18 protein-coding genes are annotated in these 18,197 nt (G+C 62.9%); 9 read left to right on the top strand and 9 right to left on the bottom strand.

Annotated features, from left to right (window positions below; translation table 11 throughout):
* Positions 1 to 62: 62 nt before the first annotated feature.
* The 4 genes from B2G71_RS16065 to B2G71_RS16050 form a co-directional block, all read right to left on the bottom strand.
* Positions 63 to 335, bottom strand: coding sequence for a hypothetical protein (locus tag B2G71_RS16065; protein ID WP_098107569.1), 273 nt, complete (start codon positions 333 to 335; stop codon positions 63 to 65).
* A complete protein-coding gene (locus B2G71_RS16060; protein ID WP_098107568.1) occupies positions 332 to 745 on the bottom strand; it encodes a hypothetical protein in 414 nt (137 codons plus the stop codon). Before B2G71_RS16060 ends, B2G71_RS16065 begins: the two co-directional genes overlap by 4 nt.
* 68 nt (positions 746 to 813) lie before the next feature.
* Complete coding sequence (locus B2G71_RS16055; protein WP_098107566.1) at positions 814 to 1,035, bottom strand: hypothetical protein; 222 nt, start codon at positions 1,033 to 1,035, stop codon at positions 814 to 816.
* 59 nt (positions 1,036 to 1,094) lie between these two features.
* Complete coding sequence (locus B2G71_RS16050; RefSeq protein ID WP_098107565.1) at positions 1,095 to 3,227, bottom strand: ParB/RepB/Spo0J family partition protein; 2,133 nt, start codon at positions 3,225 to 3,227, stop codon at positions 1,095 to 1,097.
* Between the two features lie 298 nt (positions 3,228 to 3,525).
* Here B2G71_RS16050 and B2G71_RS16045 point away from each other — a divergent pair, with 298 nt between their 5' ends.
* On the top strand, positions 3,526 to 3,813 hold the full coding sequence (locus B2G71_RS16045) for a hypothetical protein (RefSeq protein WP_098107564.1): 288 nt from the start codon (positions 3,526 to 3,528) through the stop codon (positions 3,811 to 3,813).
* An 82-nt stretch (positions 3,814 to 3,895) separates the two neighbouring features.
* Here the strand turns inward: B2G71_RS16045 and B2G71_RS16040 are convergent, their stop codons facing one another.
* On the bottom strand, positions 3,896 to 5,089 hold the full coding sequence (locus B2G71_RS16040; RefSeq protein ID WP_098107673.1) for a DUF932 domain-containing protein: 1,194 nt from the start codon (positions 5,087 to 5,089) through the stop codon (positions 3,896 to 3,898).
* A 170-nt stretch (positions 5,090 to 5,259) separates the two neighbouring features.
* On the bottom strand, positions 5,260 to 6,681 hold the full coding sequence (locus B2G71_RS16035) for an IS1182 family transposase (RefSeq protein ID WP_098107562.1): 1,422 nt from the start codon (positions 6,679 to 6,681) through the stop codon (positions 5,260 to 5,262).
* Between the two features lie 200 nt (positions 6,682 to 6,881).
* Between B2G71_RS16035 and B2G71_RS16030 the strand changes: the two genes are divergently transcribed.
* From B2G71_RS16030 to B2G71_RS15995, 8 genes are all read left to right on the top strand, one after another.
* The gene (locus B2G71_RS16030; RefSeq protein ID WP_098107560.1) at positions 6,882 to 7,628 is read left to right on the top strand and encodes a sulfite exporter TauE/SafE family protein; all 747 of its coding nucleotides are present in this window, start codon (positions 6,882 to 6,884) and stop codon (positions 7,626 to 7,628) included.
* Between the two features lie 107 nt (positions 7,629 to 7,735).
* Entirely contained in the window at positions 7,736 to 8,107 is a 372-nt protein-coding gene (locus B2G71_RS16025) for a metalloregulator ArsR/SmtB family transcription factor (RefSeq protein WP_058389676.1), read from the top strand.
* Complete coding sequence (locus tag B2G71_RS16020; protein ID WP_098107558.1) at positions 8,100 to 8,627, top strand: arsenate reductase ArsC; 528 nt, start codon at positions 8,100 to 8,102, stop codon at positions 8,625 to 8,627. The genes B2G71_RS16025 and B2G71_RS16020 overlap by 8 nt, the downstream gene beginning before the upstream one ends.
* Before the next feature lie 8 nt (positions 8,628 to 8,635).
* Positions 8,636 to 9,061, top strand: coding sequence for an arsenate reductase (glutaredoxin) (arsC, locus tag B2G71_RS16015; protein ID WP_098107556.1), 426 nt, complete (start codon positions 8,636 to 8,638; stop codon positions 9,059 to 9,061).
* Positions 9,062 to 9,070: 9 nt separating this feature from the next.
* Positions 9,071 to 10,126, top strand: a complete 1,056-nt coding sequence (gene arsB, locus B2G71_RS16010) for an ACR3 family arsenite efflux transporter (protein WP_098107554.1) — start codon at positions 9,071 to 9,073, stop codon at positions 10,124 to 10,126.
* On the top strand, positions 10,126 to 10,842 hold the full coding sequence (arsH, locus tag B2G71_RS16005) for an arsenical resistance protein ArsH (RefSeq protein WP_098107553.1): 717 nt from the start codon (positions 10,126 to 10,128) through the stop codon (positions 10,840 to 10,842). Before arsB ends, arsH begins: the two co-directional genes overlap by 1 nt.
* Positions 10,843 to 10,908: 66 nt before the next feature.
* Positions 10,909 to 12,108: a chromate efflux transporter gene (chrA, locus tag B2G71_RS16000; RefSeq protein ID WP_098107550.1), complete on the top strand. Its 1,200-nt coding sequence runs from the start codon at positions 10,909 to 10,911 to the stop codon at positions 12,106 to 12,108.
* A gap of 264 nt (positions 12,109 to 12,372) precedes the next feature.
* A complete protein-coding gene (locus B2G71_RS15995; protein ID WP_240530188.1) occupies positions 12,373 to 14,310 on the top strand; it encodes a GGDEF domain-containing protein in 1,938 nt (645 codons plus the stop codon).
* Here B2G71_RS15995 and B2G71_RS15990 read toward each other — a convergent pair.
* From B2G71_RS15990 to B2G71_RS15980, 3 genes are all read right to left on the bottom strand, one after another.
* Positions 14,301 to 16,340: an ATP-binding protein gene (locus B2G71_RS15990; RefSeq protein ID WP_098107549.1), complete on the bottom strand. Its 2,040-nt coding sequence runs from the start codon at positions 16,338 to 16,340 to the stop codon at positions 14,301 to 14,303. The genes B2G71_RS15995 and B2G71_RS15990 overlap by 10 nt on opposite strands.
* Before the next feature lie 61 nt (positions 16,341 to 16,401).
* A complete protein-coding gene (locus tag B2G71_RS15985) occupies positions 16,402 to 17,355 on the bottom strand; it encodes a hypothetical protein (RefSeq protein ID WP_098107547.1) in 954 nt (317 codons plus the stop codon).
* The gene (locus B2G71_RS15980; protein ID WP_098107545.1) at positions 17,352 to 18,008 is read right to left on the bottom strand and encodes a hypothetical protein; all 657 of its coding nucleotides are present in this window, start codon (positions 18,006 to 18,008) and stop codon (positions 17,352 to 17,354) included. The genes B2G71_RS15985 and B2G71_RS15980 overlap by 4 nt, the downstream gene beginning before the upstream one ends.
* Positions 18,009 to 18,197 lie beyond the last annotated feature (189 nt).

Genomic DNA, 18,197 nt, shown 5'->3' with positions numbered 1-18,197 from the left:
ATGAAACGCGAAAGCCCGGCGCGATGGCCGGGCTTCTGGGTGAAAGGACGTTGAGCGGGGGATCAGGCGGCGGGTGGTCCGTGGATGCGGCCGTCGTCGAATTCGACGTCCTCGATCACGGCTTCGCGGCCCTTGCCGTTGCAGCGGTCGATAAAGGCGATGACGCCTTCACGGCGTTCGTCCGTGTCGATGTGGTCGGGATAGGCCGTCGACTCCATGGCGACGGCCGCCGCCGCCTTGGCTGCTTCGATCGCCTCGGCGTCGGAAGCGGCGTCGATGGTCAGCGTGTCGTAGGCGCGTAGCCAGAAGCCGACCTTGACGATATATTCGCTCATAGCTGGCCTTCCTCGTCGGGATCGCGCGCTGCCGCGACGATGGCGTTGGCTTTGCGGACGGCGGAGTGTGCCGACGGCAGCCAGCACGCGAAATCTTGTGCGGACAGGCCCATGGGCTGCGCGACAAGGGTGAGCTGCGCGAGCAACTCGGTAAAATGGTCGGCCTTGCGCTGGAGGGTCTCGCCGAACTGGCTCGGGACCGCGAGCAGCGGCACGCTGTAGGGATCGACCGCGCCGGGCCATGCGCCGGTGACGTGCGTCTCGCCGGCGCACTCGTAGTCCTCCTTGGACCCGTCCCAGTCATCGTCCTCGATGGCGAGGCGGCAGGCTTCGGCGAGTGTCGGCGCTTCGTAGCGGCGCTGGCGATAGACCGGAATCCGGTAGGTCGTCTCGATGGTGAAGAGAGGCATGCTGAACTCCTGAAACGAAAAGAGCCCGGCACGGGGCCGGGCTCGGGGTTGGACGGTGCTGAAGGCGGCTAGTAGCCGAACCGCCAGGACGGCCATGGCTGGCCGTCGTCGGCGGCCGCGACCGCCTCGGCGAGGTCGCTGGCGTCGCCCTCGACGACGGCGGGATCGCGGACCGGCGTCTCGTCGATGACGGTCACCCGGCAGACGAGGCCGTCCTCGACCTCGACATGGACGGGAACGAGATATTGGAAGATGACGCGCCGGGGCGTCGTGGTTGTCGGACGGCTCATGGCCTCGCTCCTTTGGTGAAAGGGAGAGGCGGGACGGCCGAAGCCGACCCGCCAGTCAATCACTCGGCTGCGACGAGATGCTGCTCGTCTTCCTCCGCATCGGTCTGGACGTCCTCCTCGTCGTCGCCGTTGAGGAAGTCCGGCAGCTCGGCGCCCTCATCGTCACCGGCGTCACTATCGGTGGCCGGCTGGCTGTCGATCAGCCGAAGCGGCTCGGGCAGCCAGCCCGCGTCGGCCAGCAGGCGTTCCGCCTCCTTGGCCATGTCGCCCTTCTTCAGATGATCGATGAGCTGCGCGGCCTGGTCGCCGACGCCCTCGCGGACCGCCTGAAGGATGCGGGGCTTGGTGACGCGCCCGAGATAGTTGCCCACGGTCGGCTTCCAGCCGACGTCCACCATGTCGAGGCCGGTCGCGCGCGCCAGCCGATCGGCCTGTGCGAGCCGCATCTCAAGCGTGTGCTGCGAGATGCCGCTGGAGCTGTGCGGATTGGGCCGCTCATAGAGCGCATTGACGCCGAAGCTGACGCAATGCGCCATGAGCGCCATGCGGCTGGCGTCGTCGAGCGCGGCGAGCCAGTCCCACAGGGCGTCATCGTCCTTCGGGACGTCGGCCGCCCAGGCGTCGTGACGTTCCTGCACCGCGCGGGCGGACGGGCTGTCCTTCAGCTCGTCATCCTGAACGGAGAGGTAGACGCTCTTCACGCCGGCCTCCATGGCGCCCGTGTACATGCGCGTCATGAAGCGGTCCGACACCAGCTTGTGGAGCAACGCGGTCATGGCGATGTGCGGGTTGTCCGCCACCGCGTTGCGCAGCGCGACCGTGCGCGAGGCAGTCAGCTCGATGACCAGGCGCTCGGGGAGCGGCTTGATGCCGTCCTCCTCGTCCTCCTCGGCCTCGGTCGGCTGCCCGCCGATGGTAATGACGGCACGCTGGACCACAGGGACAGCCGGATCGCTGGCGCTGCCCGTCGACGCCTCGGCCTCGTCGCCCTCGGGCGCAGCCGGAGCCTCGTCCTCGGAGCGAACATAGCCGCGGTCCACCGATAGCGAACCGTCTGCATCGATGCTGACGAAGACGCCCGCCCTGGCGATCTCGATCGGATCGTAGATCACCGGACGCTGTTCGAAGCCGTCGAGCGCCTGCTCGATCTCGCCGAGGCGCTGATCGATCTCGCCCGGCAGTTCGTCGGCTTCCGAATATTCGGCCTCGAGCCGATCATATTCGCTGCGCAGCGCCTCGCGCGTGGCGCGCTCGTCGTCAGTCAGATCGACGGTTTCACCGATCAGCTCGCGCAGGCCATGGTCGTGGCCATAGGGGAAGCTGAGGGCGACCTCGATCCACTTCCAGCCCTCGGATGCGATCGCTTCGGCCTCGGCCTTGAGCTTCTCGGCGACGAGGCGGTCGAGTAGCGCGGGGTCCTGAAGCCAGCCGCCATCGTCGGCCTGGAAGAGGTCACGGACCACGCAGCCGCCCTGCGCCTCGTAGACATCGACGCCGACGAAGACGGCGCGCTTGTCCGAGGCCCGCACCGTGGTCTCGTTCAGCATGCGCCGGATCTGATAGGGCTCCTTCGACCAGCTCTTGCTGATCGACTCCCACACCAGTTCCTGGCGGGCGTGGTCGTTCGTGACGGTGAACGCCATGAGCTGCTCCAGCGTCATGCCATCCTCGGCATAGACGTCGAGCAGGTTGGGCGAGACCGCGGCCAGGCGCAGGCGCTGCTTGACGACCTGCACGGTCACGCGGTGCGCGGCCGCGATATCCTCTTCGGGCGTGCCCTTCAGGCGCATTTCCTGGAAGGCACGGAATTCGTCGAGGGGGTGGAGGTCGACGCGCTCGGTGTTCTCGACTAGAGAGACTTCCTCGTCGAGGATCGGATCGTCGGCCGGGCGAACGACGCAGGGCACGAGCGCGGTCTTCGCGAGCCGCTTCTGCTTGGTCAGCAGCTCGAGGGCCCGGAACCGGCGGCCGCCCGCAGGCACTTCGAACATGCCGGTCTCATTGCCTTCCGCGTCCACCACGGGGCGGACGTTGAGGCTCTGGATAAGGCCGCGTCGGGCGATCGAGGCCGCCAGGTCCTCGATCGAGACGCCGGCCTTGACGCGCCGGACGTTTCTCTGGCTCAGCACCAGCTTGTTGAAGGGGATGTCGCGCGCCGGCGACAGGGTGATCTTCTGAAAGGCAGTAGCCATCGGGATTTACTCCGCGACGGGCGGCCGAGAGACTCTCTCTCAACCTCCAACCCGTCACGAAATCCCAGCCCTTCTCTCCCTCTCTTCTGCCGGCGCGGCCATCACGACGCTGGAGGAGATATCGCCGCCGCAGATCCTGTGGCATAGGGCGTGGGCGACTATAATAGTCGTAGCTCGCGGCGGGCTCGGGCCGCCGCTTCACAGCACGGGGTGGTGAGGGCGCATCGAGGAGGATGGTCGTCACGGCACGCGCCATAGGCCGGCCCGGCGCTCGCGCAGGCCGGGCGAGGGAGACGTCATGAATACGGCCATTGCCGAGGACTGGCGCATCGCGCCTTGGAACTGGATCAAGAGCTTGGGCGGGCGGAGACGGCGCTATCGCGTCTCGGCTGCCGATCGCGCACTCATCTGCGCCCAGGGCAAGGCGTTGACCTTGCTGCTCACCGCGCTCCAGGCGCGCGGGCATCTTGAGGTGATCGAGTTCGCCGACATGCTCGGGGTGTTCAGCGTCGTCGTCGCCGAGGACGATGACATCGAAGGGGACATCCTCGCGGTCTGGGCGGGGATCATGAAGCAAAGCCTTTAGACGCGAAGACATCGCCTGAGCGCAAAGGCGGAAAGCCGCAAAGCCGGAGATACGGAAAACCGCATCCCCGGCTCTGCGGAAGTCAGGCAGCCCGATCCATCAGTTTCTTCGCCTTCGCCTCCATGTCGAGGCGGGCGTCCTGATGGGTCTTGCTGCGCGCGACTGCGGTGATGCCCTGCACGAAATCGAAGATGCTCTCGGGCGGCCGGCCTTCCTCGGACAGGACGGTGTCGATGATCTTGCCGGTCTCGGCCTTTGAGAAACCCCGGCGCCGCAGAAAGTCGGTACGATCTTCGTCGTTCCGCGCCACGATACGCTCGCGGGCGGCCTTGATGCCGTTGATGAAGGGCGCGGGCGAGGATTCGGCGAAGTTCAGAAGCGCGGGCGCCGCCTCGTGCGCGAAGCGAGAGGCAGCATATTTGGAGTGACGGATGCTGATCTCCTCAAAATCCTCCACGCCCCAGAGGTTTCGATTCTGGCAGACCGCCCGGAGATAGAAGCTCGCCATGCCGAGCGTCTTCGCCCCGACTTCCGAGTTCCAGCAGTAAAAGCCGCGAAAGAACAGATCGGGCGAGCCGTCCGGCAGACGTCCGGCCTGGATCGGGTTCAGATCATCGACCAGAAAGAGGAACACGTCGCGGTCGGATGCATAGAGCGTCGTCGTCTCTTTCGAGATGTCGACATTGGGATTGTAGATCCCGGTCGACCAGTCGAGCACGCCCGGCACTTTCCAGCGCGTATCGCCCGTGCCGTTGCCCGCGATGCGTTGCACGGCCTCGACCAGCTCGTGATCGAAGATGCGCCCATAATCGGGGCCAGTGACGGCGCGCAGCTCGACGCGGCCGTCTTCAATCTCGAACGTCTTGATCTGCTCGACCCGGTTGGAGGTCAGGCCATATTGCAGATTGATGGCGGCGAGCGGCGCCGGAAGTTGGCGCAGATAGGCGGCCGGAGCGCCGACCAGGCCGGCGAGCTGGCCGAAGCTCCAATGTGTCGGGGCGACCGGGGCCTCTGCACCCGGCAGCATCAAAGCAAGACGCTCGGCATCCTGGCGGTTCGCCTCGACGTGGATGAGCGCGCTGTCCACCACGCGCGTCCGGCTTCGCTCGGAGCGCTCCCGCACGGTGCGCGCGAGGTCGGATAGCGACAGGAAGCGTTCGTCGTCGGGGCGCGAGAACCATTCGGACGAGACGCGGCCGACGCGCTCGCCACGACTGACATCGACCTTGTAGCCGCCGCTGGTGTCCCGGCGGGCATCGAGAACTTGCATGGTCATGGGATGAAACTCCATGACGGGCGCCGGAGACCTCTTCTCCAACCCTCAACCCGTCACGGAAAACCGGCCATCCTCTCACTCTGAAAGGGGGCGTTGCGGGGCAGGCTGTGCAGAAACTCGCAGACGATTCAGTGCGGGCGCGATGAGGCGAACTGAATCGAGCGGGGCTCTCAGCCTCGCGACATCAGCGCTCCGGTCCCGAAGGCGTTCGAAGCGCGGATGATGTTGAATGCCAGGACCGAGAGGGCAGCTTCGGCTTTCACCCGCCGCAAACCGCGGGTCAGGAAGCGGCCTCCGCCAGACATTCGCTTGATGGTGCCGAAGGGATGCTCGACCGTGCAGCGACGGATCACCATGAGATCGGGATTCTCGTGGACCCGACGCTCCATCCGATCGAGCGCACCCTGATCCACGAGCCTGTGGATCGTGCGTTGATATCCCGGCGTACACTGCGGTTTGATCTGGCAGGTCTGGCACGCGGGCGTTCTGTATCGGATCGCACGATTTCGGGTATGTTTGCCCTTGGGATGCATGGTTTCACCAGCCGGGCAGCGGATCGTGTCGGTTTGTTCGTCATGGATGAACTGCACAGGGCGGAAGAATTCTGCGCTCATGGCGCCACGCTTGATCGGTGCCGCCACGCGAACACCATCTTGCTCGCAGCGCGCGACCTCCTGCGCATTCGAATAGCCTCCGTCCGCCAGCACTTCGAGCTGGTCGACGTCGAGCACTTGCTTTGCCGCAATCGCCATTGGATGCAGCAACTGGCTGTCGTTGGCTTCGTTGGCGACATCGTTGTGAATGATCAGGCCACTTTCGATATCGACGACACTCTGGAGATTATAGGCTGGAAACTTCGGCGCCCGGCCATATCCCATTGGTCGTGAATCCGGTTCCCCGAAGACCACGACGTTTGTATCGTGCTCTGCAAGTTCGGCCTGCCGTTTCTCCAACCTCCGCTTTCGGCGCTCCAGCGATGCGATGGCGCCGGCAAAAGCCGCGCGATTGACTGTCTGATCGCGCACGTCCGCCGGGTGTTGATCCGCTATGTTGAGACGGTCGAGATAGTAGGCGATTTCCGTTTCAGTATGAGCGATGTCGCGCGCCAGGCGATCTGCTCCAGCGATGTTCTTCGCGCTGGCAACCGCCCGCATCTTGGTCCCGTCCAGTGCCACCTTGCCGGGAGTAACAAGGCCGTTCTCGCGACAGAAGCTGATGAACGCGGCGCCTGTGCGAATGATCGCTTCGGGATTATCGTGCCGGAACGCTGCGATGGTCCGATAGTCCGGGGTCATGCGCCGCATCAGCCAGATGGCCTCCAGGTCGCGCTGGCAGGCTCGCTCCAACTGGCGCGAGGAGCGCAACTGGTTCAGGTAACCCCAGATATACAGTCGCAGCATATCGCCGGGGTGATAACCGGGTCGCCCTGTTGCGGCCGAGACAGTGCGCTCGAAGCCGAGCGCCGTGAGATCGAGGGTTTCGACGAAGCCATCAACGACGCGGACCAGAGATTCCTGCGGAACGTAGTCATCGACGCAGGCAGGTAAAAGAAGCGGCTGGCTTCGATCATATCCCTCAATAAAGCGTCCCATTTTGCCCCCGCGTCGCAAGTAATCAAGTGTAGCATCGGCAGCCGGATAATCCCAGTAAATGCTTGGCAATACGAACAATATCTACTGTGGCGCCATCAGAACATGTTGCTCGCACCAGACTGGTGATAGACAATGAAGCTTCGGGGAACGCGCGCGCTGCCGCACGCTCGGGATGCCGACCATGATGAGGTTCTGGCAAGGTGGAATTGGATGGACTCTGGCTCGCGGTGGCCTTCTTCCTCATCGCACTAATCTATGCGTCGGTCGGCCAGGCTGGGGCATCTGGCTACATCGCGATCATGGCGCTGGTCGGCTTTGCGCCGCTGGCCATGAAGACGACCGCGCTCGCCCTCAATCTGCTGGTCGCAGCAATCGGGACAGCCATGTTCCTGAAGGCGGGAAGGTTGTCGTGGCGAAGTGTCTGGCCTTTTGCGATCCTGGGCTTCCCGTTCTCTCTGCTCGGAGGATATGTTCAGCTACCGGCGGATATCTATTATCCGGTCGTCGGGGCGGTCCTCGTCCTGTCGGCCGTCCAGATGGCGCGGACGGCCCTTCGTAGATCTGGATCATCTGCGGACCTGCCGACCGATCCGCCCTTCATCCCGGCGCTGGCCACGGGTGCGATCATCGGCTTCATATCCGGCACGACCGGGACCGGAGGCGGAGTATTCCTCGCACCGGTGATCCTCGCGATGAACTGGGGGACAGCGCGCCAGACTGCCGCGACAACCGCCGTCTACAATCTGATGAATTCGGCTGCTGCACTGCTTGGAGCCTATGCCTGGTGGGATCAGATCCCTAGTGCGCTACCCGGGTGGCTGATCGCCGTCGCTGTTGGCGGCTCGCTCGGGGCCTTCATCGGCAGCCGTTACCTCCCCGAACTATGGCTGCGCATCATTCTGGCGGCAATCCTTCTCGCCTCGGGTCTGAGGCTGCTGTTTGGGTGACGGCCAGCTTTCCTATCACAAGCGAGTTTCAGCGGTCTCCCGACGAGGCGGAAACTATGTGCCGTCCCGGTCTAGACTCCAGTCCATATGTCGATTAGTCTCGACATATGGAATCAGAAAACGCCATCCTCGCTTTCGCCGCGCTCGCGCAACCGACCCGCCTCGACGTGTTCCGCCTGCTGATGGAGCACGAGCCGGACGGATTGCCCGCGGGCGAAGTCGCCCGCCGGTTGGATGTCCCGCACAACACCATGTCCACGCATCTGGCGACGCTGACGCGCGCCGGTCTGATTGATGCTGAGCGGCATAGCCGCTCGATCATCTATCGGGCGCGGCTCGACGCTGTGCGGGAGCTCGCGGGCTTTCTCGTCAAGGATTGCTGCGGTGGCCACCCGGAAATCTGCGCGCCCCTGATCGCCGATTTTTCCCCTTGCTGCTCACCGCAAACCCTCGCCGCCAAGGAGGCCACCCATGACTGACCGCATCTACAATGTTCTGTTCCTTTGCACCGGCAATGCCGCGCGCTCGATCCTCGCCGAGAGCATTCTGAAGAAGGACGGCGATGGTCGCTTTCGCTCCTTCTCTGCCGGGTCGCAGCCGAAGGGAGCGGTCAATCCCTTTGCGCTGAAGGTGTTGCGGAGCTTCGACTACCCCGCCGAGGGCTTCCGCTCGAAAGGTTGGGAGGAGTTTGCCGGAGCCGACGCGCCTGTCATGGATTTCGTCTTTACCGTCTGCGACAGTGCCGTCGGTGAAGCCTGCCCGGTCTGGCCCGGCCAGCCCATGACCGCCCATTGGGGGATCGAAGACCCTGCCGCCGTCGATGGGCCGGACATCCAGAAGGAAGCCGCCTTCGTCGCCGCTTTCCGCTATATGAAGAACCGCATCTCGGCCTTTACGTCCCTACCAGTCGCCAGTCTCGACAAGGCGTCGCTCCGCACGAAGCTGACTGAGATCGGCCAGTCCGAAGGTGCGTCGTCTCCACGCAACAGCGCGGCGTGAGGCAGGCTATGGACGTCATCATCTACCACAACCCGGATTGCGGAACCTCGCGCAACACCCTGGCGATGATCCGCAATGCGGGCGTCGAGCCGCATGTCATCGAATATCTGAAGACGCCGCCATCTCGGGACATGCTGACTCGGCTTATCGCGCGCATGGGTATATCTGCGCGAGAGCTGCTCCGTGAGAAAGGCACGCCTTATGCCGAACGTGGCCTTGGCGACCCGGCTCTGAGCGAGGCGCAATTGCTCGATGCCATGATGGCGCATCCGATCCTTATCAACCGACCCATCGTCGTCAGCCCTAAGGGCGTCCGGCTCTGCCGACCGTCCGAGGACGTACTCGACCTGCTGCCGCCGCAACGCGGCGCGTTCGTCAAGGAAGACGGCGAGCGCGTGGTGGACGAACACGGCCGTCGCGTCGCAAGGCCGTGAGGGAATTGCATGTCCACCTTTGAACGCTACCTGACCCTCTGGGTCGCGCTGTGCATTGTCGTCGGCATCGCGCTCGGCCATTTTCTGCCGGGCGCATTTCATGCCATCGGCACGATGGAAATTGCCAAGGTCAACCTGCCGGTGGCGGTACTGATCTGGCTGATGGTCATCCCTATGCTGCTCAAGATCGACTTCGCTGCGCTTGGTGAGGTCGGCCGCCACTGGCGCGGCATCGGCGTAACGCTGTTCATCAACTGGGCGGTAAAACCGTTCTCGATGGCGCTACTGGGCTGGTTGTTCATCGGCTGGCTGTTCCAGCCCTATCTACCTGCCGACCAGATCGACAGTTACATTGCCGGCCTCATCATCCTTGCAGCCGCGCCATGCACGGCCATGGTGTTTGTCTGGTCGAACCTGACCAAGGGTGAACCGCATTTCACATTGAGCCAGGTCGCCCTCAACGACGCGATCATGGTCGTCGCCTTTGCGCCGATTGTCGGCCTGCTGCTGGGCCTGTCAGCCATCACCGTGCCGTGGGGCACGCTGGTCCTGTCGGTCATCCTCTATATCGTCATTCCCGTCATCATCGCGCAGATCATCCGTCGCCGGATGCTGACAAGTGGCGGGCAGGCAGCGCTTGACCGGCTGCTTTCAAAGCTCGGCCCGGCTTCTCTCGTCGCTTTGCTGGCGACGCTTGTTTTGCTGTTCGGATTTCAGGGCGAGCAGATCATCGCGCAGCCGGCCATCATCGGCCTGCTGGCAGTGCCGATCCTGATTCAGGTCTATTTCAACTCCGGCCTTGCCTATCTGCTCAACCGGCTTGCCGGCGAACAACATTGCGTTGCCGGTCCCTCGGCGCTGATCGGCGCGTCAAATTTCTTCGAACTGGCGGTTGCCGCCGCCATCAGCCTGTTCGGTTTTCACTCGGGTGCGGCGCTCGCCACCGTTGTCGGGGTGCTGATCGAAGTGCCGGTGATGCTCTCGGTCGTCTGGATCGTGAACCGCTCCAAAGGCTGGTATGAGCGTGGCGGCAAGGTGTCCGAACTCGCGAAAGAGCAGCGTTGATGCCGGACGATCTTCCCAATCTTGATGCCGGTTGCGTTGATACTCCCAGCCTTGGTCGGCTGCGCGTAACCGACCCTTCTACCCATCCGCCGCGTATCCTGCTGCTTTATGGCTCGCTCCGCGAGCGATCCTACAGCCGTTTTCTGACATTCGAGGCCGAGCGTCTGCTGAAACACTTTGGCGCGGAAACACGTATCTTCGATCCGCATGGCCTGCCATTGCCGGACGGCGCCGAGGTCAGGCATCCGAAAGTGCAGGAACTGCGAGAGCTCTCGCTCTGGTCGGAAGGCCAGGTCTGGACCAGCCCGGAGCGGCACGGCGCAATGAGCGCGGTGATGAAGGCGCAGATCGACTGGATTCCCCTTTCGGTCGGCGCGGTAAGGCCAACGCAGGGCCGGACACTCGCGGTGATGCAGGTCTCCGGCGGCTCGCAGAGCTTCAACGCCGTCAACCAGATGCGTGTGCTCGGCCGCTGGATGCGCATGGTGACGATCCCCAACCAGTCCTCCGTCGCCAAGGCCTTTCAGGAGTTCGACGATGCGGGCCGGATGAAACCGTCCTCCTATTATGATCGAGTGGTCGACGTAATGGAGGAACTGATGAAGTTTACGCTTCTGACGCGCGACGTCTCACCCTACCTGACCGACCGCTATTCCGAGCGCAAGGAGAGCGGCGAGGCCCTGATGCAGCGGGTCAATCTGACGGCTGCAACCTGAGAATCTATCCCGCGCCGATCGCACGTCATTGCTCGCAAGAATGCCCCAACCAACGAGGTCCCTTGAATGGATCATAGCCCGCAAGAGTCGCAAGGAAGCGTCTCCGAGGTATTCCGCGCATTCCTGAAGCTGGGGCTCACCTCCTTCGGTGGACCGATCGCACATCTGGGCTATTTCCGGGACGAGCTGGTGACGCGGCGAAAATGGCTGAGCGAAAGCGCATATGCCGATTTGGTGGCACTGTGCCAGTTCCTGCCCGGTCCGGCTTCCAGCCAGGTCGGCTTTGCTCTTGGTCTGACGCGGGCGGGATGGCTCGGCGCGTTCGCAGCTTTCCTCGCCTTCACCCTGCCATCGGCCATGATCCTTCTTGCGTTTGCCATGACGGCTACGCGGCTGGAAAGCCCGTTAGCGCTTGGCGTCCTACATGGTCTCAAGATCGTCGCCGTCGCCATCGTGGCGCAAGCCGTGTGGGGCATGGCAAAAAACCTGTGCCCCGATAAGGAGCGCACTACGATCGCGGTCGTGGCCGTGCTTCTGCTTGCCTGGGCGCCGGGAGCGATCGGGATGATGGCGGCCATACTGCTGGGCGCACTTGCCGGGCTGGCTCTTGGCAAAGGACAGGTCACGATTGGCGAGCATCTGCCTGTGCCGGTTTCACGCAAAGCCGGACTGATGGCCTTCGCGCTGTTCGTCGCCCTACTGATTGGCCTGCCGGTCCTAGCGGGGCAAGCGCAAGGATGGGCGCTGGCGGACAGCTTCTATCGTGCTGGCTCGCTGGTCTTTGGTGGCGGACATGTCGTGTTGCCACTGTTACAGGCCGAAACGGTCGCGCCGGGATGGGTGTCCGATGATGCCTTCCTCGCGGGCTATGGCGTAGCACAGGCGGTCCCCGGACCGCTCTTCACCTTTGCCGCCTGGCTCGGAGCGGTCATGGGACCGGCGCCGAACGGCGTGGCCGGCGCGATGATCGCTCTTGTCGCAGTTTTCCTGCCGGGCTTCCTGATCCTGATCGGGGCGCTGCCCTTCTGGGATCAGTTGCGCCGCACGACATGGGCGCAGTCGGCCATGCAGGGCGCCAATGCCGCCGTCGTCGGCATTCTCGGCGCTGCGCTTTATTCGCCTGTCTTCACCAGCGCGATCGGCGGCATGCCGGATTTCGCACTGGCCTTGATTTGTTTCGTGGCGCTGATGGCCTGGAAAGCTCCGCCATGGGTCGTCGTGTTGCTGGCGGCCGTGGGCGGAGCTGCGCTTAGCCTGATGATGTAAAACGTTTCGACAACCTTCGGGCGTTCACTCTGTCAGACCGAGCACATTGATCGAAGCAAGCTGATGCACGGCTTGCAGGATATATCCAAGCCCATTGAGGTCCGGATGAGTTTCTGCACAGCCTGGGGGTCTCCCCGCATGAAGGGGTCGGCCGAGACCAAGGGCTCGGCCGCAGGGGAAGGCCTTCCCCACAGGTATCGTTAGTTTCAAATTTAGCATTTGTGGACACGCCGGATTCACTGCCGACGACTATTATAGTCGCACATGATGCCGTCCCCCGAGCGGACGCTTTCAGGGATGGGCGGCCCAATTGCCTTGCAGCAAGTCGAGCTTCGCATATTGCGTCTGATCGCCAATGGCGCCTCCCTCGAGGAGACGGCGCGCACGCTTTGCCTGGAGGTGGAGACGCTCCTGCCGGAGGTGGTCTGCACGGTGATGACGGTCGATCCGGCCGGCCTGCTGCATCCGCTGGCGACCCCGAGCCTGCCGGATGGATATGTCGCAGCACTCGACGGCGTGATGATCGGTCCCGAGGTCGGCTCCTGCGGAACCGCCGCCTATACGCGCTCCCCGATCGGCGTCACGGACATCGCGACTGACCCGAGATGGGGGAAATACAAGGACCATGCGCTCGCGGTTGGCCTCAAGGCCTGCTGGTCCTTTCCGATCCTGTCCGAGGACGGTGACCCCATCGGCGCCCTTGCTCTCTATTTACGGGAATGCCGGGGACTGCATGAGCATGAGAGCACCATCATCGCGCCCTGCCTGGATCTGTGCGACATCGCCTTGCGCCGCCATGAGCGCGTGCTCGATCGGGAGCGGCGGGCGAATGTCGATGCGCTCACCGGCCTGCCGAACCGCGCCGCGTTCAACGAAGCGATGGTGCGTGTGCCGTGCGAGGAACCGGGCTCTTGGGCGCTGTTCATCATCGACCTCGACAATCTCAAGATCGTCAACGACACCTTCGGCCATCTGGCGGGCGACGCCTTGATCCGGGTCGCGGCCGGACGGGTCGCGCGGGAGATGGCGCCGGATGCGACATTCCGGATCGGTGGCGACGAGTTCGCGGTGCTCATCCAGGCCCCGGCAACGCTTCGCGATCTCGATGGCGCCGCGAAGCGGATATTCGACGCGCTCGATGTGCCGGCCTCATGCGAGGGCCATATCGTCGTGCCGCGCGCTACGATCGGCGCAGCGACGCTCGGGCAGACCGAGCAGACCGCCTCGGCCGTCAACGAGGCAGCCGACTTTGCGCTCTATCATGCCAAGGAGACCGGGCGCGGCGGCTTCGTGCGTTACTGGCCGGGCATCGGGACCCGGATCACGCATCGCCGCGATGCGATCCGCGAGGTGGCTGACGCGCTGGCCGAGGGGCGGATCGAGCCGCACTATCAGCCGGTCATCCGACTGGACACCGGCGAGATCGTCGGGCTCGAAGCCCTTTGCCGGATGCGCTCGCGCGATGGCAGGGTCATACCCGCCCATGAATTTCACGAGGCAACGTCGGATGCCCACGTCGCCGAGGCGCTAACGCGGTGTATGTTGCAGGCGGTGGCGCGGGACGTACGGCGCTGGCTCGACGACGGACTGCCGATCCAGCACGTCGGCGTCAACGTCTCAACCGCCGACTTCTATACCGGGAGCATCGCCGCGAAGCTGGAGGGAGCATTCGGCGAGGTGAACGTGCCGCTTTCCCATCTGGTTCTGGAGGTGAGCGAGGACGTCTATCTCGGACGGCGCGACCGTGTCGTCGCGCGGGAGATCGCGGCGCTGCGCGCGGCGGGCGTGCTCGTCGCCCTCGACGACTTCGGCACGGGCCATGCCTCGCTCACCCATCTGATCAACGTGCCGGTCGACATCATCAAGATCGACAAGTCCTTCGTGGCCAGGCTGTGGCCGGACGATCCGAGCATGGTGATCGTCGAGGGCCTGATCGAGATCGCCCGGCGTCTGGATATCCGGGTCGTCGCCGAAGGGATCGAGACGGAAGTTCAGTCCAGTCAGCTTTGGGCGATGGGCTGCCGCCTCGGTCAGGGCTTCGCCTTCGCCTATCCGGCCGATCGGATCGCAATCGAGGCTTTGCTACGCAAACACGCTCAAGGAATCGAGGGGGCGACTCCGCTCTATGCAGGGAAACGATCGGATATGGTTTCAAACGGCCGGCCAGTCGCAGAGCGCACGCTCGCCGTCCGTCACGGCTGACGCACAAGGGCCTCCGTGGGCATTACCTCCGGCGGATCATCAGCATTTTCGTCGGTCTCTTCGACGATGACGCCCTCCAGGAATTGACTGTGCTTGTCCTGCAGATATTTGATTGCAGTGCTCTCGTCGGCGGAATGCTGCAGATGCTCCTGGAAGAACTGAAGACGAGCCCGATTTTCTTCGATGAGCTCGCCCCAGGTCTTGATGCCGACGATATGCCGCGGTCCCCGTGCGATCAGCCGGCTTTCGCGATCCGGCCCATTCTCGATTTCCTGTCGGGCGAACTCGTCATAGGCGTTGGACACCAGCCAGAAGTGCCAGCGCACGCCGTTGACGGTTGAGAACCGCTCGTCCGACGTGACGGCGATCGCGTATTTCTTCGCTTGGGTTATTTCATCGGATCCGATCTTCACTTTCGGCGCCTTGAGCTCGACAATCATGTGTTCGATGTCGTTGGCGCGATGCCGCCGCGTCGAGCGCGAAAACATCAGGTCGATGATGCCGCGCGCCTTGCCGATCACTTTGACGGGCTCGTCGATCGCGATGTTCGGATCGAGATGATCGCGATGCTTTTCTAGGACACGACGCAAATCCTTGTCGCTCACCCAGAGATTATACTCCTCGCCGAAAACCCAGGTATTTTCGGCGAGGATTTTGTGAAGCTGGGTGCGTTCTTTCAAGCGACCCTTGGTCTCCGGATCGAAGACGATCGACTCGAGCGCGGATATGAACTTCAACCGATCGGCGACAGTCTTGGCGGCGGTGATGATCGCAGATAGCGTCGTTTCCTGCAGGAGGTTCGCAAGCTCCTTTTGCTTGCGCGCCGGCAGGTCGAGCACCTCCTTCAGAATGAGCTGCAACTCCTCCGGTCCGCGCTCGATGGCGTTGCGCAGCATGCGCAGGTGCAGCGCCTTCGCCTTTGCCGAGCTGATGCCGAGATCGGGCGCAAGCTCCTGGACCTGGACCGCGACGATATCGAACACCTGCCGCTCGACCTTCTCGACGGCGTTCTGCGGTGTGCCGCGGTAAGGGTAGACGTCTTCGGCTATCCACTCATCGACTAGGGATCGCGCCTTTTCCGCCGATTTGTCGCGGAAATAGTCCTTGATTGCCGATCGCGCATTTTCGACGGCTGCGCTCAGCAGGGGATCCATCTCCGAGAGCGCGACACGTTCCTCGTTGTGCAGTTCCTCGACGTAGCTGGATTTCAGGTATGCAGAGAAGGAGAAGCCGGGAACGTGGAAGCGCGTTTCGACCTGATCGAATGGAAAACCGCTCGCGGAGCAGAGATAGAGGACGCGCCGCGCATCGGTTCGCCATTCGATGACTTCAAGCTCCACATCGTGGCAAGCACCATCATCCTTCTCGATCTGCGGCAGGGCCGCTTTATGGTGACTGGCGATGACCTTTTCGGGGTCGAGCCTCTGACCGGCGATCGAGATCGACACGCTTCGATAATTCATCAAATAGAGCGCGAAAATTTCGTTCAGATCCTGAATGCCGTCTTCACTTTGGAAAGTCTTAAAATCACGCCGAAGATCGTTGATTTCGACGATAACGCCCGTGGAGCGCTCAGGCGCAGCCACTTCCTCTGTGATGGTGACGTCGGTAAGGTCCGCCTCCAGGAGACGGACCTCAAAAGCCTTACGCCCGGACGGATCGTCGTAGCAGACCTTCCAGGTGACTGACTGACCGAGGGCAAACGCCTTGTAGCGGCCGCGCCCCTCCTGGCCGTGGATCATGCGCTGGTTGCGTTTCGTCTGTCGAACGTGCCGCTTCCAGGAGCCGCCGAGATTACCGAACAACGCGCGGGCATCGCTACGGGAGAAGCCGTCCCCATTGTCGTACACGACGATTTTCGACATGCCGCCCGCGAGATCGTTGTGAGCGAACTCCACCGATACCTCGGTGGCGTCGCCATCGAGGCTGTTCCAAAGCAGCTCGGCAAGGGCAGGCACCGGCTTCGCCTTGGTCTGCCGCGCCACGAAGTCGTCTCTTACCGCGACGGATACATGTTCCTCGCCAGCCATTTATCCTCCCGAGCCCGTGCACGAGCCAGTTTCCCACGCCGATCGTGCCTAACGGCGATGTTCAGCGTTCGTTGTTGTCATCCTCATAGCCGGAATAGTCATCTTCCGGTGCGTAATATTCGGCAGCATCGTAGACTTGCGTCTTCTTGTAGCGATCGCTCAAGCCGACCACCGCCAGACGGGACAAGCCGTTTATCTTCAGCCCGCATGCGACGCACTCGAAACGGTTTGGCAGGAACTCCTGGGTTTCGGTGATCTCGCCTTCGCTCAGCCGTTGCTGTGGCGCGGAGACCGGTTCGCCCCAGACCAGCGCCTGGGAGGTGCAGGCGGGGCAATCGACACGATGGCCGGCATGCCGCGTGGCCCAGACCGCAGCCTGTTTGGTCAGCGTGTCGCGCTCGTCGCCGGGCTTGGCGAGCCAGACCTTCTTGTGGGCCTCAACTTCGCCCTTTACCGCCTTTGCGCTTTCGTCGACCGCGGCGGCGATCAGTTTGGTCGCGACATTCGCCTCATCCTCGCCGAGGAAATCCTTGAGGGTCGCGCCCATCGAGGCGAGCAGGATCTCGCAGGTTTGATAGAAGCGCGGCTGCCAAGACGATCCCTTGACCCCGTCGAAGGCAAGCTCGCCGGAATGAAGCTCGGCGTTGCGGCGGCCGGTGTGCTGGACGCCGAAGCTTTCATGCTCCTTGGCGAAATCCGGGAGAACGGCAGTGAGGCGTTTGAAGACCTCGCTCACAGCGATCGACTTCGGCGCGAACCGCTCCTCCGTGGGTGTGAAGCCCAACGCGTGATACAAGCTCGACCAGCTCTTGTCGGTGTCCGCGATCAGGGCGGGGCTGACATTCGAGAGCGCCGCGCGGGCGAGAAATTCGAGCGCAAGGCTAGACCACAGGGCATATTCCCAGTCGTCGCTGTCGAATGCGCTCATATGCTGAATATAGCGCTCTGCCTTGATATATAGAGCGTCCGGATCGCATGAGGCCGGCGTCGCGCCGGGTGAAATCGTCGTCTTCAATGTAGCGTCTCCAGATAAACGCGCTCGATCGCCCGGTTCTCGCGGCCGGGAAGGATTGGGGAGCGGGCATGCAGCATCCGCCAATTGTCGATCAGGAGCGTATCGTGCGTTTCCGCCAGCGACACCGCGGTCGGCGTGCATCTCGAGAGCCATTCGCGAACGCGCAGGTTCGCGAACTCGCCGATCCTGCTCGCCGGTTTCAGGAACACCTCGTCCCAGCGAATCCGCATAACATTGTCGACTGGCTCGCAAAGACGCATCAGCGAGACGCTCCCGTCACGCGGTCGTCGCGGTTTGAAGATGGCGCGCGCCAGAATGTCGAGGGTGATGGCGTCGATAAGGTCGTGTCCGTCGATCATCAGCGTTGGCACATCAGCAAAGCCCCTGATGCAACGCAAAAGGAGGTAGCGCGGCGGCGTGCGCCAGTGGGCGAGGTCTGAATGGAACGGGAAATGATCGAGGCCGTAAATGCCGCTATAGCTGTTGGGTGCAGCCTCGGCGCGCGGCACGAGCGTCTGGACGAGCCCATTTTTCCACGGGACCAGAGTCTTGCCAAAATGCTCCGCGATCTCGACAATGCTTTCCTTTGCCCGGTAGTTCGCAAAGAATTTGTAGCCGGTCTTGCTGATTTCATCTTTGATTTGCTGTGGCATACTCGGCTCGACGTGTTTTGCGCAATTCGACATTGTTAAATCACCTCAAATCACGCGTCTTCATCTTTTAGGTTACGTATGCCAGATGTCCTTTATGACATGCGGAAGCGATAAAACTGTGAGACAGTTGGTGGTGAAAGACATTGCATTACGTCGCGATCCGGGGTTCTGCGAACACCGAAGCGTTGC

It is taken from the genome of Novosphingobium sp. PC22D (assembly GCF_002556635.1).
Taxonomy (GTDB): domain Bacteria; phylum Pseudomonadota; class Alphaproteobacteria; order Sphingomonadales; family Sphingomonadaceae; genus Novosphingobium.
Note: the sequence above shows the minus strand (reverse complement) of the source record. Positions and strands in the feature narration are given on the sequence as shown.